Genomic DNA, 21,062 nt, shown 5'->3' with positions numbered 1-21,062 from the left:
TGTTCCAATTAATCAGTGAGGGAAAAATTATTTCGTTTTAAAAGACAGCGGAATTTTTAAATATTGTGTGCCATTGGATTCTGGCTCAGGAAATTCCCCAGCTTGTATATTGACCTGAATAGACGGCAACAATAACTTAGGCGCCGCAAGGCCTGCATCACGCTGTTCGCGCATAGCGACAAACTGCGCTTCGGTAACACCGTCGTGCACATGAATATTTGAGGAGCGTGCCTCTGCGACTGTCGTTTCCCATGCATAGCTATTACGCCCCGGTGCTTTGTAGTCATGGCACATATACAGGGTGGTTTCTTTAGGAAGCGCAAATAATTTTTGAATCGATTGATACAAGGTTTTTGCATCACCGCCCGGGAAATCGGCCCTTGCCGTGCCGTAATCTGGCATAAACAGGGTATCGCCAACAAAAACAGCATTTTCAATATGATATGAAACACACGCAGGCGTATGCCCTGGGGTATGGATCACTTTTATCGGAATATGCCCAAGCATGATTTCTTCGCCTTCGGTTAAAAGCTTATCAAACTCAATGCCTTGGGTTGAAATATGCGTTTGGTTGAATTTTTCAGCAAAAATCTTTTGCACATCTTTAATATGCTCACCAATGGCTATTTTTGCGCCCGTGAGTTTTTGTAGATGTACCGCTGCACTTAGGTGATCCGCATGTGCATGAGTCTCTAATATCCAAACAATTGCTAATTTCTGCTCCGATGCACTTTTTAATACCGCATCAGCAGAGGTGGTGCTCACGGTTCCACTGGCATGGTCATAATCCAGTACAGGGTCGATGACTGCGGCTTGCTTTGTTGCAGGATCGGAAACCAAATAAGTCACCGTGTGGCTTTCTTCATCAAAAAACGCTTGGATATCGACTGTTGTGTCCATGGTGTTCTCCTCTATATCGAAAATCCATTATATTAGTAAATGCTAAATTAGCAACATCTAATTTATATGAATCTAATTTAGGGTTTGGTTAATTAACATTTGCTAATATTCAGGTTGTGCTTTACAGTGCACTGCTCTGAGAGGAAATGTGTTAACATCTCATGGTGCACAAAGGGGGCGGTATGGTGAATCAAGACGACTTTTTACGGGATGGAACAAAAAAAGCGGCACAATTATTGAAGGCAATAGGGAATGAGCATCGGTTGCTTATTTTATGTTTATTGCTGAAATATGATGAAATTGCGGTGGGAGAACTGCATAAATTAGTGTCGTTGAGCCAATCTGCGTTATCCCAGCATTTAGCAAAAATGCGTGAAGAAGGCCTTGTGACCTTTAGGCGTGATGCTCAGGTCATCTATTACCGCATTGATAATCCAGATGTTGCTAACGTTATTGGCACATTGCGGGATATTTATGCCCCTAAAGCTATCGACGTGAAAAATACGTAATAAAGCGAGCAAAAGGGAGGCTGTTATCCCCTTACCTTGGCTTCCCCCTGTACAATATCCCCGTTTCCGCTGTTTCTTCGGTGTAGAGATTTATCAAGTGAGTACGTTCTTAATTAATATGATGATGTGCGTTAAAAAAACATCGTCATCGCTATTATTGTTATAAATAGGAAAAAAGTTATGCCAATTATTGATGTCGCAATGAAACGTTATGCAGCAAAGTCATTCGATTCAACTAAAACGATCCCAGAAGATGTTTTTGCAAAAATAAAACAGCTACTGAGATTCAGCCCTTCAAGCGTCAACATTCAATCATGGCATTTTATTGTTGCGAGAAGTGAAGAAGCTAAGCAACGAATGGCGAAATCAACGGAAACGGATTACGCATTTAACACGCCTAAAATCCTTGATGCATCATGTGTGGTGTTATTCTGCGCAAAAACAAATGTTGATACAGCCTATACCAATAAAATTCTTGAGCAAGAAGCCTTAGATGGCCGTTATGCGTTAGAAGAACACAAAGCGATGATGGCAGGGGCAAGGGATTTCTTTGTTAACTATCATGAGGATGCAGTAAAAGATTTACCTCAGTGGTTGAAAAACCAAACGTTTATCAACTTAGGTAACTTTTTATTAGGTGTTGCAGCATTAGGCCTTGATGCTGTCCCAATGGAAGGGATGGATTTCGCTATCCTCGATAATGAATTTTCACTGACAGAACAAGGGTTAGAGCCTATCGCAATGGTTGCTCTAGGATACCGCACAGAGGATGATTTTAATGCGGGATTAACGAAGTCCCGTTTACCTGAAGATGCGATCATCACTGAAATTTAAGTGAATACAGGTTTCCTTCAAAAGAAAAGGTAAGTCGCTAATATGGCTTGCCTTTACCTCGCCTTGAGACGTTATCAACCTATATTATCAGGGCGAATCATTCACTCCCTCAATATCAATCCCCATCGGTGGACTTGGCCAAATAATTCTCCGCAGTGGTGTGCCATGCACGGGGGGATTGGGTGAAGCCCAGCTTCAGGTATTCGGTGAGGTTGCTGTCGGTGGAGAAAAATAGAATTTGGCAGTCGGGGGGAAGTTCTTCGGCGGCAATGCGCATTAATTGGCGGTCGATGCCGTGTTTTTGATAATGTGAGTCAATGGCAAGTTCGCAAATATAACAGCAAGAACTAAAATCTGTGACGGCGCGGACAAACCCTACTACCTGCTCGTCATCCCATGCACTAATCAATAAATCCGCGTTATTCAGCATTGCATCTAATTGAGTTAGGTTATCGGTTGAAACCGTGTCTTTAAACGGTGACTGAAGAATTAACCGAATAAAATCCTCAACTGAAATGGCGAAATTCACTTTAAAGTTCAGGCGGCTGGCAATAGCATCCATAGGGTTTCCCTTGCAATTAAATAGCTCTCCTATAGGTTTAGCCTGAAATGGTGAAAATTTCCTGTTTTTGTGCAATTTTATCAATTTGCATCGTCATTATTCGCAAATATATTTAATATTTATCATAGTTCTACTATTCCAATTACCATGTAAATGTCTTAAGTTAAATTCAAGGTAAGTCGTTATGCTTAGCCGATGTAAAGAGTCAGGCAAAGCACCATAAGAATTCTATTCAACAGACAAGTGAACGAGATATGACTATGGAACTAAAGGATTATTACAGCATCATGGGTGTGCAACGCACCGATGATTTGAAGACCATTAAGACCGCGTATCGCCGTTTAGCGCGCAAATACCACCCCGATGTTAGCAAAGAACCCGATGCGGAAGCGCATTTTAAAGAAGTTGCCGAAGCGTGGGCGGTACTGAGTGATAAAGAAAAACGCGCAGAATACGATGAGATGTGGGAACATCGAAACGACCCTTATTTTAACCAAGGGGCTCAAGGGCAGCAAAGCCATTCATACTCCCAACAAGGTTTTGATTCAGGGAATTTCGATGATATTTTCTCATCGATGTTTTCTCAACGTGCTCGCAGTGGTAGCACAAGGCAGCCTCGTAGCCACCGCGGCCAAGACCTCGAAATTGAATTAGCCATTTTCCTCGAAGAGAGCCAAGAGTCACACAAACGCACCATAAGCTACAATTTACCAGTTTATAATGCCTACGGTTTTATCGACAATGAAATCCCCAAAACATTAAATGTGACAATCCCTGCGGGGGTTATCGATGGGCAACGCATTCGCTTAAAAGGGCAAGGTACCGCAGGGGAGAATGGCGGTGAAAACGGTGATTTATGGATTACCATCCGCATTGCACCACACCCATTATTCGATATTAAAGGGCATGATTTGGAAATTGTAGTGCCCTTAGCCCCTTGGGAAGCAGCGCTGGGCATCAAAATCACCATTCCAACGCTAAAAGACCCTATCGTTATTACGGTTCCTGCAAATAGCCAAGTGGGCCAAAAATTACGAATTAAAGGAAAAGGACTGGCGCACAAGGGGCATGCCGGTGATTTATACGTGATCATAAAAGTGGTGATGCCAGATAGCAATGATGCGCAATTCAACGCACTGTGGCAGAAGTTGGCGGAGGCACAACAGAGTTTTGACCCGCGTAAGAATTGGGGAGGAAAATAATGGAACAGTTAACAACACTCACCGTTATTGATTTCTGTATTCATACAGGTATCGCCGAAGATGAATTACAGGAAATTGTCGGGCTGGGAATAATCCAACCGATTGAAACAACTCGCGAATGGTTATTTGATGACCAAGCTGTGGTTATTGTGAGAAGGGCGGTGCGTCTTTACCATGAGCTGGAGATTGATTGGCCGGGTATCGCAATGGCGATGAGTTTGATGGATCAAAATGACAGGCTACGGCGTGAAAATGAGATGCTGCGGTTACAACTCAAACGCTTTATTGATGAGTAATATCAACCATTAACCAAGTTACAGCGTTTGGGGTTAGTGAATATTAAGCAAAAATAAGTGCTAAGTTCTTATAAAAAAGCCCTTATCATGGGGATAAGGGCATAATGACGACAACGAGATTTTTTATTGTTTTTTAAAGAGTTGCCGCTTCGGCAATGAGTTTACCGAGCGCTTGCCAGTCTTCTTTATCAATTAAGTCATTTGGCACCATCCACGAGCCACCGCAGACCAACACCGATGGTAACGCGGTGTATTCTTTGATGTTTTTTACACCAATACCGCCGGTTGGCATAAATTTCACTGGGTAAACGGCGCCAAGGGCTTTTAACATCGCAACGCCGCCAGAGGCTTCGGCTGGGAAGAATTTTAATGTGGTTAGATTAAATTCAAGGGCCTGTTCGACGAGGCTTGGGCTATTCACACCAGGAATAATAATCACCTTTTTTTGTTGGCAATAGGCAACGATTTTGGGGTTAAAGCCCGGGCTAACGATAAAATCGACACCTGCATCAATGGCTTGGTCAACTTGTTCAGTGGTTAACACAGTACCCGCCGCAATCAGTAATTCAGGGTAGGCGGCACGCATATTTTTAATGGCTTGTACGGCGGCAGGGGTGCGGAAAGTCACTTCCGCACACGGTAGGCCATTTTCCACCAAGGCTTTAGCAAGTGGTGCACCATGTTCTGCATGATTAATGGTGATCACGGGAACAACGTTCAGTTTTTTAATTCTTTCAATCAGTTGATTCATGGCTAAAGCCCCTTAACATTTTCCTAAATCGGTGGTTGGCATGGCCTCGGCAGGAATAATCGCTCCCCGGTGTTGGATAACGGTCCCTGCCAGTAAGTGGCCAGTTTTTGCTGCGTCGCACGGCGAGCCGCCCAAAATACGGCAGGCAAGGTAACCTGCGCTGAACGAATCCCCTGCTGCTGTGGTATCAATGACGTGACTGACTTTATTTGCCGGTACTTCATAACGTTCATTATCGATGATCACGTAGCAGGCCTCTGCGCCACGTTTGATCACTATCTCATTTACGCCATACAGTTGCGTGCGTGCAATGGCTTCGATTTCGTGGCAATCCCCATACAGGAGTTGCTCGTCATCAAAAGTTAAAAACGCAATATCGGTTAATTTTAAGATTTGCTGGTAAGCCAGTTGAGCGGCTTCTTTTGACGGCCAAAGTGCAGGGCGATAGTTATTATCAAACACAATTTTCGCACCGTGCTGTTTGGCTTGTTGCAGTATTTCCATTAAAAGTTGGCGAGCTGCGTCAGGCAAAATCGCTAAGCTGATGCCACTTAAGTAAATAAATTGTTGTGAATTAAGCAGTTGCTGTGTGTCTGCTTTGCTGTAGTCATCTAGCCAAAATTTGGCGGCGGCGTTATCGCGCCAATAAAAGAAACGGCGTTCGCCATCGGCGGAGGTTTCAATTAAGTACATACCCGGCAAATGTTTTTGGGAAATCGACACGGCTTCGGTGTTGATACCTTCTTGTTGCCAGCTATCCAACATTTGTTGGCTGAATGGGTCTTCTCCTAAACCGGTGATATAACGCGTTGTGACACCGTGTTTTTGGGTTAAGCGAGATAGATACAGCGCAGTATTTAGCGTGTCTCCACCGAAGGCTTGTTTATACAGTTCCCCTGATTTTTGCAATTCAACCATGCACTCGCCAATGACGGCAACTTGCGGATGTGTACTCATATTTATCACCTGCACGATTACGACTGTGTTATCGATTATTGACTTGATGAGGCTATTAAAACGCATTTGGTACAGAACTTCAATGAAAATGAAACGGCGTTTTAAAAATAATGAATCACTGTTCTTGTTTTTGTGAGGCACGACAATTATGCTATGGCGTATCGCGTGGTTTTAATTGGCTTTATGATATTATCGCTGCCAATCTAATAGGATGAAGAAAACAACATGGATAAGACGACTCAAACTGATGCCGTATCAGCGGTGGTGAAAGTATTTAGTATTCTCAGTGCGTTAGGGGAGCAAAAAGAGATTGGGGTTTCTGAACTCTCTCAACGTCTATTAATGTCAAAGGCCACCACCTTTCGTTTTTTGCAAACCATGAAACAATTGGGCTACGTGGAACAAGAAGGTGAAGCTGATAAGTACTCGCTTACACTGAAGCTGTTTGAGCTCGGTGCAAAGTCCCTTGAATACGTAGATTTAATTGAAATTGCAGATAAAGAAATGCGCCATATTGGGCAAATGACCCATGAAGCGGTGCATTTAGGGGCATTAGATGAAGATGCCATTATTTATATTCATAAAATTGACTCCAGCTATAACCTGCGTATGTATTCGCGGGTAGGGCGCCGTAACCCGCTGTATTGCACTGCAATTGGTAAAATTTTACTGGCTTGGCAAGATGAAGAGACTATCCGCTTGGCCTTGAAAGATGAGTCTTTTACCAAAAAAACCGACACAACCATTTTAAGCTTCGATGAGTTGCTGGTGGAGTTAGCCGCAGTGCGTGAGTGCCATTATGCACAAGATAGAGAAGAGCAAGAATTAGGCCTGCGCTGTATTGCGGTTCCTGTGTATGACCGTTTGGGGCATGTGGTGGCAGGGTTATCTATTTCGTTCCCAACCATTCGTTTTGATGAGCAGCAACTTGATCATTATGTACAGTTATTAAAAGCATCAGGCCGCCGTATATCCGAAAAAATGGGATATCATCATTACCCATGATATTGATGATATCGGGTTAATTACGCGTTCAGTTTCTGGGTAAATAACTCAGTGTATTCAAATTCATGAGTTTGTTCTGGATTACCTGAGCTTGTGGCTTCAGGGTACGGTTTATTACCTGGGAAATCACGTGTTAGGCTCCACATCGAAACAAGGTTTAACCCTATTTTTTTAGCGAACTCGCTTAAAATATCGGCATCATGGAAACTAAACATGGTGAGGTCATCGTTTAAGCCAATCATCGGTGTAATTTGAACATAATCATACAGTTCTTTATCGCTTACACTTGGGTAGAACGGTTTTAATTGATTTTTAATACTGATTGCGGCTTTGATGGCAGCATCACCAAGGCTGCTGATATTTGGGTCATAGTAATCCATCGCCATGCCATTCACTTTCATCACTAAGCCTGCATCCACCGATTTTTTTACCAATGCTAGCCCAGTACTTGTGAGCCCTGTAGGTAGGGTGGGTAAGGTTAAGCTAAGGGTGATTTTAGGGTTATTTTCGACAATCACTTTTAACGCAGCAAACGCATTATCCGCATCATAGAGGCCATTTTCAAAATCTAAATCAATATGTGATGCACCCAGTGTATCAATCACCTCTTGGTAGGTTTCGATGAGTTGCGCTTGCGATTGCACTAACGAAACATCTTGGTTCGCCGCACCTCCAAATGAAACAGCCACTTTAACGCCGCCAGCAATAAGCTCATCAGCTAACGGTTTTGCCCAGCTAATTGGCATCGTAGGTTGGGCTGACCATGCTGCTTGTTTGTCACGGGTTGCGGTTAAGAAACCAAGGTAAAGAATATCAACGCCATATTTGATAGCGGCTTGGCTGTACTTCGCATTGGGGCGACCATTAGGGTAGTTTTGCCAATCATTCCAAGTTGCATCCACGCTGACATCGATATACGGACCAAAATACGTTTTATTCATTGTCTATCCTTTCGGCTATTAATTGATATAAAGTGAAATTGTTGCCCCAAAAGTTAATCAATCGATTGGTAGGGCAAGGTTACTTTGTGAAAAAATAGAGAAGGGAACAAGATTAAAAATTGTTAGTAATCTAATGGGGTAATAATGGCATTTTGAATAAATAATTTAATGTTGCATAAATGCTAGATTTTCAATAAAAAACATATCAATCAATTGATTTAATAATTTATATAAATTATCTATTTGAATAATAAGGTTATCATAAATTAAATTTTAATTGTTTCTATGCGGTACTACTGATGGGCGTATAATGTAAACTTATCGACACAGTAGGATATCTTTATGTTTAAAAAGGCTATTTTTATTATTTTTCTTAGTTTCGCTTCTTGCGGCTTTGCCAGCGACTTTTCCTTTAAAGAGAAATCACCCATTGATCGTCAGTTTGATAAAGACTACCAAGGGGTTAAAAAATTACAGGCAGAACAGAAGTTTGTCTTTGATCCCAAAAAGAAACTTTCGCCAGAAGAACAAAGTTATCAAGCTTTACTTGAGCAGCGTGACGCCGACGAAAATGCGCTATTTCGGCATTTCAATGTCTGTGATGTCAACCCAACGGGAGCAGGGTGCCCCAATTCAACGCCGTGGATGAACGATCGTCAACAAATGAAAAAAATGTTGGAACAAGCTCAGCGGTATGATTAATGTTTTAATCATTGATTGATAAATAATAAGGGAGCGATAAGCTCCCTTGTTTATTTGGGATTATACAGATTCAGGAAATGTGAGCGTTGCCCCAGGGGCTTCACGGCTCAAATGAATGAAATTCATGTGTTTTTCATATTGATCAAGAATGTCACTGATGACCTGCTCTTTGGTATAATCCATCAAATCGTTCCCTTGCGAACCTTCCCATAAGAAGGTTTCTAAGCGGAAATAATGGGACTTTCCTGAACGGGCACGATAAGTAAAACCGGGAACGGAATAACGCTGTGGCCACACTTGGTAAATAAAGCTTTGTTCTTCACCAAGGTCAACTGTAAGCTCCAAGTGATCTAACCGTTCATCGGAAATCGGGGGAAGAATGTTAAATTCGACCTTCGCACCTCTTAAATTCAGCTCTTTTGCTACGTCTTGCATCGCAGGGATGCACACTAAATCCAGCATTCTTTGTGTGTAAGAAGTTCCCGGGAAGTTCATTACACGGCCTAAACGCTGCTTCCAGTTCAGGGTTCCATTACCATACAGTGGTGCGGGCGCATTGGTATTTAATGAACTTACCCGTCTAAAATCCTCTACTTTTAATGACTTATACAAACCCGCCATAATAAAGAAAATCACAAAACTAAAGGGAAGGCCCATGATCACGGTGGTATTTTGTAGTGCAGCAACGCCATCGGTCATCAACATACCTAATGTGAGCAAGCCAATGGCCACGGACCAGAAAATACGTAGCCAATTTGGTGCATCATTATTGATGTCACTGAGTTTTGACGTGAAATTACCCAATACTAGCGAGCCGGAATCTGCGGAAGTTACATAGAAAAGTAACCCTGTGATCGTGGCAAGTGAGGCGGTTAAGCCAAATCCGGGATAGAGCTCAAGCAGAGAATAGAACCCTTTCTCAGGGGCTTCCAAGACGGTTTGGGCGAGTTCAGTATTTCCGTGAATGATCTCATATAAGGCGCTATTACCAAAAATGGATAACCATAACAGGGTAAAAACAAAAGGAATAATTAAGGTGCCTATCACAAACTGGCGAATGGTACGTCCCCGCGAGATGCGTGCGAGAAATAACCCAACAAATGGGGACCATGCTACCCACCATGCCCAGAAAAACAGTGTCCAGCTATTCATCCAATCCGTTGGGCGGTCAAATGCAAAGCTGTTGAGTGTCATCCCCATAAAGCGGTTAACGTAGTCACCGACATTTAGCACTAATGCATTGAGCAAGAATTCGGTATCGCCAACAAATAAGATAAACAATATTAACCCTAAAGCGAGCAAGACATTGAGTTCGGACAATACCCGTATACCTTTATTGACCCCTGAAGTGGCAGAAATTACGGCCATCACAACGGAAAGGAAAATTAAGCCACTTTGTACCGTGATCCCTTGAGGTAAATCGAAGAGAGCCTTTAAACCATAATTTAGCTGGACGACACCGATCCCAAGGGTGGTGGCGATACCAAAAATAGTACCTAAAACGGCGGCAATATCCACGGTATGGCCGATTGGGCCATCAATACGCTTGCCAAATATCGGATAAAGGGCAGAGCGGATCGTTAGGGGCAAATTATAGCGATAACTAAAGTAGCCTAACGCAATTCCCATTAAGGCATACATTGACCAGCCCGTTAGGCCATAGTGGAACAGAGTCCACACCATCGACTGACGAGCTGCTTCTAATGTTTCGCCTTCGCCTGTCGGCGGCAACATATATTGCGTGACAGGCTCTGCCACGGAGAAAAACATTAAATCAATTCCTATCCCTGCTGCAAATAACATGGCTGACCAACTCAGCATGCTAAATTCAGGTTTGGATTGCTCTGGCCCAAGTTTGATATTTCCGAAACGCGATGTTGCCACAAAAATCACAAATACAATATATAACGTTGCTGCTAATAGATAATACCAGCCAAAGGTTTTTGAGACCCAACCAAGGGTGGCGATGATCCATTGATTTGCTGTTTCGGTCATCAAGATGGTGAAAAAAGAAAACGCTAGAATGAGACCAGCGGAAGTGAAAAAAACCACAGAATTTAATTTGTCTTTCTGCTGATTTTTCGAACTATTAAGAGTTGTCATCGGCAGTTCCACATTTTTATTTATTTAACAGGTGAAAAGTTATTAACCTTGCTAATTAATTGAATTACAAGCAAGTTAACCTTATTTTATCCTATTCCCCTCCGTTCATTTGTGAATTAATTGTGACAAATACTAGTTAATATTGATTGAACATTCAATTAAAAAAACGTTTAATAAATGGAGACAATGTGTTTTTAGGTTAAGAGCTCATGCCGAAAATAGGAATTCAATCGATACGTAAGCAGCAGTTAATTCAGGCAACGTTAGCGGTAATTAATGAAGTTGGAATGCAAGAGGCCAGCTTTGTATTAATTGCACGTAAAGCGGGTGTTTCCACGGGAATTATTAGCCATTATTTTCGTGATAAAAACGGCCTACTCGAAGCCACTATGCGACATATTCAATATCAATTGGGCTTTGCCGTTGCAATGCGTCTGAGAATGTTAACGGGCGCAGATGCTAAATCGCGCATTCAAGCCATTGTGGAGGGTAACTTTGACCCAACGCAGACGAGCGAGGCGGCAATGAAAACCTGGCTCGCTTTCTGGGCAAGTAGCATGCACCAGCCGAATTTAAATCGTTTACAGCAGGTCAATGACCGACGTTTGTATTCAAATTTAAGCTATGAATTTGGACGTGAGCTGGCAAAGGATGAGGCGCGAATGGCGGCCAAAGGCCTTGCCGCATTAATTGATGGGTTATGGTTGCGTAGCGCGTTAAGTAACGAAGTTTTCCCCGTTTCGGATGCGTTAAAAATAACGAATGAGTATATCGATATGAAACTCGGCGAGGTACACGAAGCTCAAACCTAAAATAATTTTACAGGAGATAATATGACAAACCCACCACTACATCAGCTATACATTCATGGTGGTTATATTGATAGTTCGCAACCACAGTGCGACCAATTCCCCGCAATCAACCCAGCCAATGGCGAGGTGATAGCTAATCTCCAGTCTGCCAGCCAAGAAGATATTCAGTGGGCGGTGGAAAGTGCCAAGCAAGGGCAAAAAGTGTGGGCAGCAATGACGGCAATGGAACGCTCGCGGATTTTACGACGTGCTGTTGATATTTTACGCGAACGTAATGATGAGCTTGCCCACCTTGAAACCCTTGACACTGGAAAGCCCCTTTCTGAAACCCGATATGTGGATATTGTGACGGGGGCTGATGTTCTCGAATATTATGCAGGCTTAATTCCTGCCATCGAAGGGCAACAGATCCCCTTACGTGAAAGTTCATTTGCCTATACACGCCGTGAACCTTTGGGGGTAGTGGCAGGGATTGGCGCATGGAATTACCCCATTCAAATTGCGTTATGGAAGTCCGCACCAGCACTTGCTGCGGGGAATGCGATGATTTTTAAACCCAGTGAAGTGACATCATTAACTGCACTTAAACTCGCTGAAATTTATACACAAGCGGGTGTCCCTGCGGGGGTATTTAACGTGGTAACGGGCAAGGGCGGTGAAGTCGGGCAGTGGCTTACAGAACACCCTGAAATTGCCAAAGTGTCATTTACGGGCGGGATAGCGACAGGGAAAAAAGTAATGGCCAATGCGTCGGCTTCTTCCCTAAAAGAGGTCACCATGGAGTTGGGTGGCAAATCCCCGTTAATTATCTTTGATGATGCTGATCTAGATAAAGCGGCTGATATTGCCATGATGGCCAATTTTTACAGCTCAGGGCAAGTTTGTACAAATGGCACGCGTGTGTTTATCCCTGAATCCCTCAAAGCGCAGTTTGAAGCAAAAATTATTGAGCGGGTTGCACGCATTAACATTGGCTCACCGATTGCAGAGGACACCAATTTTGGGCCACTTGTAAGCTTCCCACATATGGAAAACGTATTACGTTACATTGGGTTAGGTAAGCAGCAAGGGGCACGTTTATTGTGTGGTGGTGAGCGTCTTATTGAGGGTGAATTTGCCAAGGGTGCCTATGTGGCTCCTACCGTCTTTACGGATTGCCGTGATGACATGCAAATCGCGCAGGAAGAGATATTTGGCCCAGTGATGAGCATTTTAAGTTATCAAACTGAGGATGAAGTTATCACGCGTGCAAACCATTCAGTCTATGGGCTAGCTGCGGGCATTGTCACACAGGACTTAACACGTGCTCATCGTGTTATTCACCAGTTAGAAGCGGGTATTTGCTGGATCAATACTTGGGGTGAATCCCCAGCAGAAATGCCTGTGGGGGGCTATAAGCACTCTGGTGTTGGTCGTGAAAACGGCATTATGACGCTGCAAAATTATACGCAAATCAAATCCATTCAAATCGAACTTGGGGAGTTTTCATCCGTTTTTTAATCACATCATTTTAATTTGACTGAAACAGAGGAGATAACAATGGTCTATGACTATATTATTATCGGTGCTGGTTCAGCCGGTAACGTTCTTGCTACACGCCTGACAGAAGATCCTGAAGTTACTGTGCTGCTCCTTGAAGCAGGAGGGCCAGATTATCGGCTCGACTTTCGCACACAAATGCCAGCCGCATTGGCGTATCCGTTGCAAGGACGTCGTTATAACTGGGCGTATGAAACGGACCCCGAACCCCATATGGATCATCGCCGTATGGAATGTGGACGAGGAAAAGGACTCGGCGGTTCATCATTAATCAATGGCATGTGCTATATCCGTGGCAATGCCATGGATTTCGATGGATGGGCACAAGCTCCAGGTCTTGAAGATTGGCGCTATCTTGATTGTTTGCCTTATTTTCGCAAAGCTGAAAGCCGTGATATTGGGCCTAATGATTACCATGGGGGAGATGGCCCTGTGAGTGTCGCAACACCAAAAATGGCCAATAATGTACTGTTTAAGGCGATGGTCGAGGCGGGCGTACAGGCGGGTTACCCAAGAACTGAGGATTTAAATGGCTATCAACAGGAAGGCTTTGGCCCGATGGACCGCACTGTCACGCCACAAGGGCGACGAGCGAGCACTGGTCGTGGCTATTTAGACCAAGCTAAAGGGCGTAAGAATCTAACAATCGTGACGCATGCAACAACCGATGTCATTGAGTTTGAAGGCAAAAAAGCTACAGGGGTTAAATATTACCAAGGTGATAGCACGACAGCGATAACGGTAAGAGCGCAAAAAGAAGTGCTTTTATGTGCAGGTGCGATAGCTTCCCCGCAAATTTTGCAGCGCTCAGGCGTTGGCCCTGAAGACGTATTAAATGAGTTTAATATTGAAAAAGTGCATGTATTGGACGGTGTTGGGCAAAATTTGCAAGACCACCTTGAAATGTATTTGCAGTATGAATGCAAACTACCTGTCTCTTTATATCCTGCATTAAAATGGTATAACCAGCCGATGATTGGCGCACAGTGGTTATTTAAAGGGACGGGAATAGGTGCGAGTAACCAATTCGAGGCGGGTGGGTTTATTCGTACCAGTGATAAATTTGCATGGCCGAATATTCAATTCCATTTTTTGCCAGTAGCGATAAATTACAACGGCAGTAATGCGGTGAATTTACATGGTTTTCAAGCACATGTTGGTTCAATGCGCTCACCAAGCCGCGGTCGAGTTCGCTTAGCCTCATTGGACCCACGTCAACATCCAAGTATTTTATTTAATTACATGTCATCAACGCAAGATTGGGAAGAGTTCCGCGCAGCAATTCGCATCACGCGAGAAATTATGGCGCAACCAGCGCTTGACCCTTATCGGGGTGAGGAAATTAGCCCGGGTAAGCATATTCAAACGGATGAAGAACTTGATGCATTTATTCGAGAGCGAGCTGAAACGGCTTTTCACCCCTGTGGAACTTGTAAAATGGGTAATGATGATATGGCGGTGGTGGATGGTTCAGGGCAAGTACATGGGCTCAGTGGTTTACGGGTCGTGGATGCATCTATTATGCCGCTCATTATTACGGGAAATTTGAACGCAACGACCATCATGATTGCCGAAAAAATCGCAGATAAAATTCGCCATCGTCCGCCATTATCAGCAAGCGAAGCACAATATTATGTGGCAGATGGCGCGCCAGTGCGGGGGCAAGTACAAAAATAATACGCTATATATTAACGTATTAGCGACCTTTTATTTTTTACATTTTATTTAATTCTCCCAAGCGACGATGCATTAAGCATTGTCGCTTTTTTTACGCTTAAATAATTCGCAGATTAATAAACAACATCAATATTAATGGTAATACAAATGATATTTATTATGATCTTGATCATTATTATCATTGGTGTATATTCCAAGGCCTATTTGCATTCATGGGGGAAATAGGTTCGTAACCATTCAATAAATAAGGTTTTTATGTTGGCCTTGCTTAAGGCGTGACAGGCAAACACGCCATTACATTCACGAATTCCAGTATGGCAGCAGGGATATTTAAATCTGCCGGTACGGGGTTTTATCGTCTCAATAAAATAATCATTAATTAATGAAGGCATTACTTAAATGATATTTCAAAATAAAAAAATAATTAGCTTACTTGTTATTTGTTCGTCAAGTGCGGCATTTGCGGATGAAACTCAAACTACACCTCAAAAAGATAAGCTGCTGGTCACTGCCAGTAAAATAAAATCAAATAGCAAACAAATTGATACCAAAGATGTTTCAACCGTTCGGGGAACTACCAACTCAGACATATTTGCGAATGAAAGCTCATTACAGGTCAATAATGCCCGAAATGAAGCTGGGGCATTAGATATTGGTATTCGTGGCTTACAAGGCAATGGGCGAGTACCGATTATTATTGATGGCAGTTTACAATCGACCAATACGTGGCGGGGTTATCAAGGCAGTACAGATAGAACCTATATTGATATGGATTTGGTGGATACCATCAATATTGAAAAGGGGGCGTCGATGAGTAAATTTTCGGGGGGCGCTATTGGGGGAACAGTTAAATTAAAAACCTTGTCTGCAAATAGTATTATTCCTCAAGGCGATCAATTTGGTTTTCTATTTAAAGGGAATATTTACAACAATAACCGCCGTCCATCAGTGGCATCAGATAATAAAAATGAATCACAGTATCGTTTGTCAAATGGGGTTAAAAATTCACACTTTAATAACGGATCAGTGACCGCGGGAATGGCATATCGAAATGACAAGTTTGATGTGTTGATTGCCCACAGCGATAGAAAACAAGGTAACTTTTTTGCAGGGAAAAATGGCTATCATAAATATTCCTCCACCGATGCACCGATAAAACCAGGGCAAGAGGTGGTGAATACCAGTTATGAAAGCGAATCGACATTGATAAAAACCAATATCTACATTACCCCTTATTCAAGCCTTGAATTGAATTACCGCCACCATGAGCAAAAAGCGGGGGAAGTTTTGGCTGCATATTGGTATCAATCTGATGGGAAAATGCCTCAGTGGTCATTAGGGACGGCAGATATTGATACTGCTTCATTAAATTACTCCTATAAACCCGACTCATTGTGGGTGGACATGAATTTGGGCTTGTGGTGGACGAAAGGTAAATTTAAGCAACGTAATGGTACGACAGATGATGTCACGGCACATTATGGTAACCAATACCAGCACCGTTACACCGATGAACGAATGGGTTTTAACTTAGAAAATACCTCTGAGCTGGCAAATTACCCCATCAATGTGACTTACGGTGTGGAGTTTATGGAGCAAAAAACTAAGCCGTTAACTAAAACGTATCAACCAATATGGACACCAGAAGGGACAATTCAGGGAGATGAGTTGGACCCTGTAACGCGCAATGCCAAAGGCAAAAACACGTCTGCATTTACCAACATGGAGTATAAAGGTGAGTGGGTCAGTACATTAGCGGGTTGGCGAATTCACTCTTTTGACGTTGATGACCATGTATTAGGGAAAAGTATCAGTTATGGCCCGAAAAATGACTTTATGGGTGAAGTGCGTTTCCATGTGACTGATGAGTTAGATGTATATACTAAGTATTCAGATAGTTATCGCGAGCCAAGCCTATTTGAGACTACCGTTTCTGGGCAAACCTATTCTTATACGCCAGATGTGCCACTCAAACCTGAGCATGCTAAATCATTTGAGGTCGGAATCGATTTCGAAAAAAATAACCTTATTCTTGATGAAGATACTGCTAGCTTACGGGTTGGGTACTTTAATAATGATATCAAAGGGTATCTTTCCCAAGGTGTTAACCCAACGGGGGTCTATTCCCCTTATGTTGTGATGAAAAACTACGATAGCTTCAAGCTTTCAGGTTATGAAATTGAAGCGAAGTATGACTCTAATTATGCCTTTGGCTCTTTAGATGCCACCTTCTATAACAACTCAGAACTTTGTTCTCGCGATGAAATGGAATTAGGTAACTTACCATCAGCGTGTAACGCGGTCGGTTTTGCATGGGGTTTATCACCATCACGTCTTCCGCCAAAAAAAGTCGTCTCTGGGATTGTCGGCGTGAAAATGTTTGACCAGAAATTACAAACAGGTTTGCGTGTACGTTATAACGCAGGCAAGGAGTACCCACAAAAATGGTTAGCGGGAACTGCTGCGGCACCTGTCACTAAATTACATGCCAGCACGACTTTTGATTTATTAGGGAAATATTCAATCCAAAAAAACCTTCATGTGAATTTTAACATTGATAACTTAACCAATCGCTATGCGTTTGACCCAGGCACGGTTATTTATATGCCAATTCCAGGAAGGACGTTTAGATTAGGCCTTGAAGCAACCTTCTAAGTGTTCAATTCTATTGCCTTAGATTACGTTATCTAAGGCAATATTACGTTCGTCATTTATTTTGCAGAGAACTCTTTATATGCGCTGAGGGTTTCAGCGGCATACATGGCGGATGGGCCGCCTCCCATGAAGATAGCGACGCCGAGCGCTTCAGCTAACTCTTGTTCTGTTATGCCCAACTCAACCAATGTTTTGGCGTGAAAACCAATACAGCCATCACAGCGGTTTGCAACTGCGATCCCAATAGCGATTAGCTCTTTGGTTTTTTTATCTAGGGCGCCATTTTGAACGCCTGTACTGACAAGCCCCGAAAAATGTTTCATAACATCAGGAATATGTTTACCTAATTCTGGAAGGTGTTTACTGATATGTTGGGTAACTTCATTGTATTTAGACATTGTTTTCTCTCATTTTTTATTTATCTGACTAATATTATGTAAATAAATATAATATATTTTTATATAATGTTAATTACATTAAATGATAATGCATCAATAGCTTTAAAAATTGATTTAGTTTGGTTTTTTATTTTAATGAAGGGTAAGGGGTGGAAAAAAAACGCTAAAAATGGGCAAAAAAAACCTCCAAAAAAGATAAGGAGGGAAAATAAATATAAAGCGAGTCTATTTATATACCACTAATTTAATCTTAACCATACCCGACCAGATGAATTATTTTGTAAACACAGATTAAAAGGTAGTGGTTAATATAAAAGTTCTTTTAATTCATTCGAGTATAAGGCTACTTAACGGAGTTAATTAGCCACTGTAAATAATTATCTTCAACTTGACTGGGATCGAGCCTTATTAACTCAGGGGTTTCATAGGGATGTATTGTTTTTATTGCCTCAAAAATACTGAGTTGGTTCGATTGCGTTGTTTTAATTAGTAGTAAAATTTCTTTGTCTTTGGTGATGTTGCCTTGCCAAAGGTATAAGGACATTATTTCGGGTAATAAAGAAACGCAAGCAGCTAGCTGGTTATCTAAAAGATGTTGTGCAATTTTAATTGCACTTTCTTGGCTATTGGTTGTGCATAAAACAATGCAGGATTGTTGAGGGGTGTTACTCTGTGGGCTATTGGTAGTCATTTTATTTCCTCATTGCCATATTAAGAAGGGTGACATAATTAAGGGTAGATTAAAGACAATAACAAGGGGTGAATATAAATTTCTGGAAGGAATTTCTAAAAGAGCAAAAAAACAGAGACCATTTTAAGTTACAACTGTAACTCGAATAATACGCCAAACTGCTCAATATTTAATCTTTTTGCTGGTGGTTTATTAGCCTAATTGTGTTTTTATCGTAGATAAATGTAATTGAAATATTATTCGTGTATATTTAAAAAATTAACTTTTTTTTACTTATAATGCTATTAATTCGATTCAGCCTACAAAAAACAAGGTTAAATTATAAAAAAAATTGAAATTTGAGTATATTAAGAAACAATGAAGATAATAAATCGAGCTATTATATGTGACAGGTCTAAATACATTATATATGTGTGAAATACCAATTTAGTGAGTAACTTTTTTCTTGCGTTATTAAAAGAAAATAGGGATTTTTTGCATTCAATAATAGCGTTGGCTGTATTGGAACGTTAGTTATTACGCAATTTTACAAAAAAAAGTTACTTTTTTATGAAACAAAGTCACTAACTGATAACGATCAAAGTTTTTAGGTTCTACATTGTTAACATAATGATGTAAATCAAAATAATTATCTAAATATACTCAGTATTTCCATCTTTAGGCATGTATGGATAACTTTATGAATAAACTTACCCCTTTAAAACCTGTACCAACGTTAATCGCAGTTGTAATCACACTCGTCATTTGGTTTTTAATTCCTGTTCCTGAAGGGGTTAATCCAAATGCTTGGCATCTTTTAGCGCTATTTGTCGGCACAATCGCCGCTATTATTGGTAAAGCATTGCCCATTGGTGGTGTTTCCATTGTGGCTATTTCATTAGTTGCAGCAACAGGAGTAACCAACCCTGAATCAACGAAAGGCGCTATTGCTGATGCATTAAGTGGTTTTTCAAATGATTTAATTTGGTTAATCGGTATCTCGATTATGGTTTCGATGAGCTTGAATAAAACAGGCTTAGGCGCAAGAATTGGTTATTATGTTATTTCGTTGTTTGGTAAAAAAACGATTGGAATAGCATACTCACTTGCGATAGCAGAAACAATTCTTGCCCCTGTCACACCAAGTAATACCGCGCGAGGTGGGGGGATCATTCACCCAATTATGCGCTCAATTTCTGACAGTTTTGGGTCAAAAGCAGAAGATGGAACGGCGGGTAAAATAGGGCGTTATCTTTCTTTAGTAAACTATAATATTAATCCGATTACATCGGCGATGTTTATTACAGCAACTGCGCCAAACCCGTTAATTGTTAGTTTGATTATTAGTGAAACCAGCCAAAGCAATGAATTGACTTGGGGAATGTGGGCGATTGCGGCATTTGTTCCTGCGATTGTCTCGCTTATTTTAATGCCTCTGGTTATTTACTTTATGTATAAGCCTGAAATTACCTCAACGCCTGATGCACCTAATTTTGCAAAAGAACGTTTACAGCAATTAGGGTCAGTATCATTACCTGAAAAGATAACGTTAGGGGTATTTGGCTTACTGTTATTAATGTGGGCAGGTGTACCCGCAATGGTCTTTGGGCCAGCTTACAGTATTAATGCCACAACAGCTGCTTTTATTGGACTGAGTATTTTATTGGCAACGGGCGTGATTAATTGGGATGACGTGCTGAAAAATAAAGGTGCTTGGGATACGGTAGTTTGGTTCTCTGCCTTAGTCATGATGGCGAGTTTCTTAGGCAAATTAGGCCTAATAAAATGGATGTCATTAACTGTTGGAAGCACTATTGATAGCATGGGTATTAGCTGGGTTTGGGGAATGCTCATTCTGGTTTTAATCTATGTTTATTCACACTATTTCTTTGCAAGCACGACGGCACATATTACCGCAATGTATGCTGCGTTCTTCTCAGCTGGCTTAGCATTGGGCGCGCCTCCAATGTTATTAGCGCTAACACTGGCGTTCTCTTCATCGTTAATGATGTCACTAACGCATTATGGAACAGGGACTGCGCCGATTATCTTCGGGTCGGGATATGCAACGCTCGGTGAATGGTGGAAAACCGGCTTTGTGATGAGCGTTGTTAACTTGGCTATTTGGTTCTTTATTGGTGGTGTTTGGTGGAAATTCTTAGGCTACTGGTAATAATATCTTGTTAAAATAGTGGTAAATAAAAAGTCGGGCAATAATCACCCGACTTTTTTATGTTTGTTAAATGCTATAACGAACTCATTATTGCAATAATAGTGCTGATGATAATCGACATTAACATCATTTTTTTCCAGCTGATGACGCTCTTGGAATTGAGCGCATGTTGCCATAACAAACTAATTTCATCTGCATGAGCGTATTTTCGCGTTTTAATGGCGAGCTTAACATTTTTGATCATATTGTTGTCCGCTGAGGCACTATTTTTCATGATCATGGCAATTTACCTTTGTTGTAATAAATAACAGCATTGAGTGAGTCATATAAGAAATCGTTACGATGAAATGATTATCGCAGATAAAAAGTGAATAAA

General features: G+C 41.7%; 20 protein-coding genes. 11 read left to right on the top strand and 9 right to left on the bottom strand.

The features are described from left to right. Positions 1 to 27: 27 nt before the first annotated feature. Entirely contained in the window at positions 28 to 900 is an 873-nt protein-coding gene (locus tag ABWP91_RS05535) for an MBL fold metallo-hydrolase (RefSeq protein WP_353242413.1), read from the bottom strand. 182 nt (positions 901 to 1,082) lie between these two features. Between ABWP91_RS05535 and ABWP91_RS05530 the strand changes: the two genes are divergently transcribed. Both ABWP91_RS05530 and nfsB read left to right on the top strand, forming a co-directional pair. Further along, positions 1,083 to 1,409 (top strand): ArsR/SmtB family transcription factor, encoded by a 327-nt coding sequence (locus tag ABWP91_RS05530; protein ID WP_353242412.1) that lies wholly within the window; start codon positions 1,083 to 1,085, stop codon positions 1,407 to 1,409. A 180-nt stretch (positions 1,410 to 1,589) separates the two neighbouring features. Continuing rightward, positions 1,590 to 2,243, top strand: a complete 654-nt coding sequence (nfsB, locus tag ABWP91_RS05525; protein WP_353242411.1) for an oxygen-insensitive NAD(P)H nitroreductase — start codon at positions 1,590 to 1,592, stop codon at positions 2,241 to 2,243. Positions 2,244 to 2,358: 115 nt separating this feature from the next. Here nfsB and ABWP91_RS05520 read toward each other — a convergent pair whose 3' ends face one another. Next, a complete protein-coding gene (locus ABWP91_RS05520) occupies positions 2,359 to 2,805 on the bottom strand; it encodes a GNAT family N-acetyltransferase (RefSeq protein WP_353242410.1) in 447 nt (148 codons plus the stop codon). Positions 2,806 to 3,065: 260 nt separating this feature from the next. Here ABWP91_RS05520 and cbpA point away from each other — a divergent pair, with 260 nt between their 5' ends. Continuing rightward, positions 3,066 to 4,007: a curved DNA-binding protein gene (gene cbpA, locus ABWP91_RS05515; protein ID WP_353242569.1), complete on the top strand. Its 942-nt coding sequence runs from the start codon at positions 3,066 to 3,068 to the stop codon at positions 4,005 to 4,007. Continuing rightward, positions 4,007 to 4,303 carry a chaperone modulator CbpM gene (locus tag ABWP91_RS05510; protein ID WP_353242409.1) on the top strand — a complete coding sequence of 99 codons (297 nt, stop codon included), beginning with the start codon at positions 4,007 to 4,009 and terminating at the stop codon, positions 4,301 to 4,303. The genes cbpA and ABWP91_RS05510 overlap by 1 nt, the downstream gene beginning before the upstream one ends. 133 nt (positions 4,304 to 4,436) lie before the next feature. On the opposite strand, the gene ABWP91_RS05505 is transcribed toward ABWP91_RS05510, so the two are convergent. After that, the gene (locus tag ABWP91_RS05505; protein ID WP_275075488.1) at positions 4,437 to 5,054 is read right to left on the bottom strand and encodes a bifunctional 4-hydroxy-2-oxoglutarate aldolase/2-dehydro-3-deoxy-phosphogluconate aldolase; all 618 of its coding nucleotides are present in this window, start codon (positions 5,052 to 5,054) and stop codon (positions 4,437 to 4,439) included. Positions 5,055 to 5,066: 12 nt separating this feature from the next. Continuing rightward, positions 5,067 to 6,011, bottom strand: coding sequence for a 2-dehydro-3-deoxygluconokinase (gene kdgK / locus ABWP91_RS05500; RefSeq protein ID WP_353242408.1), 945 nt, complete (start codon positions 6,009 to 6,011; stop codon positions 5,067 to 5,069). A 225-nt stretch (positions 6,012 to 6,236) separates the two neighbouring features. Between kdgK and kdgR the strand changes: the two genes are divergently transcribed. After that, positions 6,237 to 7,016 (top strand): DNA-binding transcriptional regulator KdgR, encoded by a 780-nt coding sequence (gene kdgR, locus ABWP91_RS05495; RefSeq protein WP_353242407.1) that lies wholly within the window; start codon positions 6,237 to 6,239, stop codon positions 7,014 to 7,016. Positions 7,017 to 7,036: 20 nt separating this feature from the next. Here kdgR and ABWP91_RS05490 read toward each other — a convergent pair whose 3' ends face one another. Next, positions 7,037 to 7,957, bottom strand: a complete 921-nt coding sequence (locus ABWP91_RS05490; protein WP_353242406.1) for a chitinase — start codon at positions 7,955 to 7,957, stop codon at positions 7,037 to 7,039. Between the two features lie 342 nt (positions 7,958 to 8,299). Between ABWP91_RS05490 and ABWP91_RS05485 the strand changes: the two genes are divergently transcribed. Further along, positions 8,300 to 8,659, top strand: coding sequence for a hypothetical protein (locus ABWP91_RS05485; RefSeq protein WP_353242405.1), 360 nt, complete (start codon positions 8,300 to 8,302; stop codon positions 8,657 to 8,659). Between the two features lie 60 nt (positions 8,660 to 8,719). Here ABWP91_RS05485 and ABWP91_RS05480 read toward each other — a convergent pair whose 3' ends face one another. Then, the gene (locus ABWP91_RS05480; RefSeq protein ID WP_353242404.1) at positions 8,720 to 10,762 is read right to left on the bottom strand and encodes a choline transporter; all 2,043 of its coding nucleotides are present in this window, start codon (positions 10,760 to 10,762) and stop codon (positions 8,720 to 8,722) included. A gap of 209 nt (positions 10,763 to 10,971) precedes the next feature. Here ABWP91_RS05480 and betI point away from each other — a divergent pair, with 209 nt between their 5' ends. The 4 genes from betI to ABWP91_RS05460 all read left to right on the top strand — a co-directional run bounded on the left by betI (position 10,972) and on the right by ABWP91_RS05460 (position 17,445). Continuing rightward, positions 10,972 to 11,574, top strand: a complete 603-nt coding sequence (gene betI / locus ABWP91_RS05475; RefSeq protein WP_353242403.1) for a transcriptional regulator BetI — start codon at positions 10,972 to 10,974, stop codon at positions 11,572 to 11,574. A 21-nt stretch (positions 11,575 to 11,595) separates the two neighbouring features. After that, complete coding sequence (gene betB, locus ABWP91_RS05470) at positions 11,596 to 13,074, top strand: betaine-aldehyde dehydrogenase (protein ID WP_353242402.1); 1,479 nt, start codon at positions 11,596 to 11,598, stop codon at positions 13,072 to 13,074. A gap of 39 nt (positions 13,075 to 13,113) precedes the next feature. Then, on the top strand, positions 13,114 to 14,790 hold the full coding sequence (gene betA, locus ABWP91_RS05465) for a choline dehydrogenase (protein ID WP_353242401.1): 1,677 nt from the start codon (positions 13,114 to 13,116) through the stop codon (positions 14,788 to 14,790). 399 nt (positions 14,791 to 15,189) lie between these two features. After that, entirely contained in the window at positions 15,190 to 17,445 is a 2,256-nt protein-coding gene (locus tag ABWP91_RS05460; protein ID WP_353242400.1) for a TonB-dependent receptor domain-containing protein, read from the top strand. A 56-nt stretch (positions 17,446 to 17,501) separates the two neighbouring features. Here ABWP91_RS05460 and ABWP91_RS05455 read toward each other — a convergent pair whose 3' ends face one another. Further along, entirely contained in the window at positions 17,502 to 17,843 is a 342-nt protein-coding gene (locus tag ABWP91_RS05455; RefSeq protein WP_353242399.1) for a carboxymuconolactone decarboxylase family protein, read from the bottom strand. 343 nt (positions 17,844 to 18,186) lie between these two features. Then, complete coding sequence (cutA, locus tag ABWP91_RS05450) at positions 18,187 to 18,534, bottom strand: divalent-cation tolerance protein CutA (RefSeq protein ID WP_353242398.1); 348 nt, start codon at positions 18,532 to 18,534, stop codon at positions 18,187 to 18,189. A gap of 679 nt (positions 18,535 to 19,213) precedes the next feature. Here cutA and ABWP91_RS05445 point away from each other — a divergent pair. After that, positions 19,214 to 20,686, top strand: a complete 1,473-nt coding sequence (locus tag ABWP91_RS05445) for an anion permease (protein WP_353242397.1) — start codon at positions 19,214 to 19,216, stop codon at positions 20,684 to 20,686. A gap of 73 nt (positions 20,687 to 20,759) precedes the next feature. Here the strand turns inward: ABWP91_RS05445 and ABWP91_RS05440 are convergent, their stop codons facing one another. Further along, complete coding sequence (locus ABWP91_RS05440; protein ID WP_353242396.1) at positions 20,760 to 20,966, bottom strand: 3-oxoacyl-ACP synthase; 207 nt, start codon at positions 20,964 to 20,966, stop codon at positions 20,760 to 20,762. Positions 20,967 to 21,062: the final 96 nt, after the last annotated feature.

The sequence above is a fragment of the Providencia sp. genome (assembly GCF_040396775.1).
Taxonomy (GTDB): Bacteria; Pseudomonadota; Gammaproteobacteria; order Enterobacterales; family Enterobacteriaceae; genus Providencia.
The sequence above is the reverse complement of the archived record's forward strand: the minus strand, read 5'-3'. Positions and strand labels throughout refer to the sequence as shown.

Coding starts and splice junctions, on each gene's coding strand:
- ABWP91_RS05535 (WP_353242413.1), bottom strand. CDS start 900: ATGGACACAACAGTCGATATCCAAGCGTTTTTTGATGAAGAAAGCCAC.
- ABWP91_RS05530 (WP_353242412.1), top strand. CDS start 1,083: ATGGTGAATCAAGACGACTTTTTACGGGATGGAACAAAAAAAGCGGCA.
- nfsB (WP_353242411.1), top strand. CDS start 1,590: ATGCCAATTATTGATGTCGCAATGAAACGTTATGCAGCAAAGTCATTC.
- ABWP91_RS05520 (WP_353242410.1), bottom strand. CDS start 2,805: ATGGATGCTATTGCCAGCCGCCTGAACTTTAAAGTGAATTTCGCCATT.
- cbpA (WP_353242569.1), top strand. CDS start 3,066: ATGGAACTAAAGGATTATTACAGCATCATGGGTGTGCAACGCACCGAT.
- ABWP91_RS05510 (WP_353242409.1), top strand. CDS start 4,007: ATGGAACAGTTAACAACACTCACCGTTATTGATTTCTGTATTCATACA.
- ABWP91_RS05505 (WP_275075488.1), bottom strand. CDS start 5,054: ATGAATCAACTGATTGAAAGAATTAAAAAACTGAACGTTGTTCCCGTG.
- kdgK (WP_353242408.1), bottom strand. CDS start 6,011: ATGAGTACACATCCGCAAGTTGCCGTCATTGGCGAGTGCATGGTTGAA.
- kdgR (WP_353242407.1), top strand. CDS start 6,237: ATGGATAAGACGACTCAAACTGATGCCGTATCAGCGGTGGTGAAAGTA.
- ABWP91_RS05490 (WP_353242406.1), bottom strand. CDS start 7,957: ATGAATAAAACGTATTTTGGTCCGTATATCGATGTCAGCGTGGATGCA.
- ABWP91_RS05485 (WP_353242405.1), top strand. CDS start 8,300: ATGTTTAAAAAGGCTATTTTTATTATTTTTCTTAGTTTCGCTTCTTGC.
- ABWP91_RS05480 (WP_353242404.1), bottom strand. CDS start 10,762: ATGACAACTCTTAATAGTTCGAAAAATCAGCAGAAAGACAAATTAAAT.
- betI (WP_353242403.1), top strand. CDS start 10,972: ATGCCGAAAATAGGAATTCAATCGATACGTAAGCAGCAGTTAATTCAG.
- betB (WP_353242402.1), top strand. CDS start 11,596: ATGACAAACCCACCACTACATCAGCTATACATTCATGGTGGTTATATT.
- betA (WP_353242401.1), top strand. CDS start 13,114: ATGGTCTATGACTATATTATTATCGGTGCTGGTTCAGCCGGTAACGTT.
- ABWP91_RS05460 (WP_353242400.1), top strand. CDS start 15,190: ATGATATTTCAAAATAAAAAAATAATTAGCTTACTTGTTATTTGTTCG.
- ABWP91_RS05455 (WP_353242399.1), bottom strand. CDS start 17,843: ATGTCTAAATACAATGAAGTTACCCAACATATCAGTAAACACCTTCCA.
- cutA (WP_353242398.1), bottom strand. CDS start 18,534: ATGACTACCAATAGCCCACAGAGTAACACCCCTCAACAATCCTGCATT.
- ABWP91_RS05445 (WP_353242397.1), top strand. CDS start 19,214: ATGAATAAACTTACCCCTTTAAAACCTGTACCAACGTTAATCGCAGTT.
- ABWP91_RS05440 (WP_353242396.1), bottom strand. CDS start 20,966: ATGATCATGAAAAATAGTGCCTCAGCGGACAACAATATGATCAAAAAT.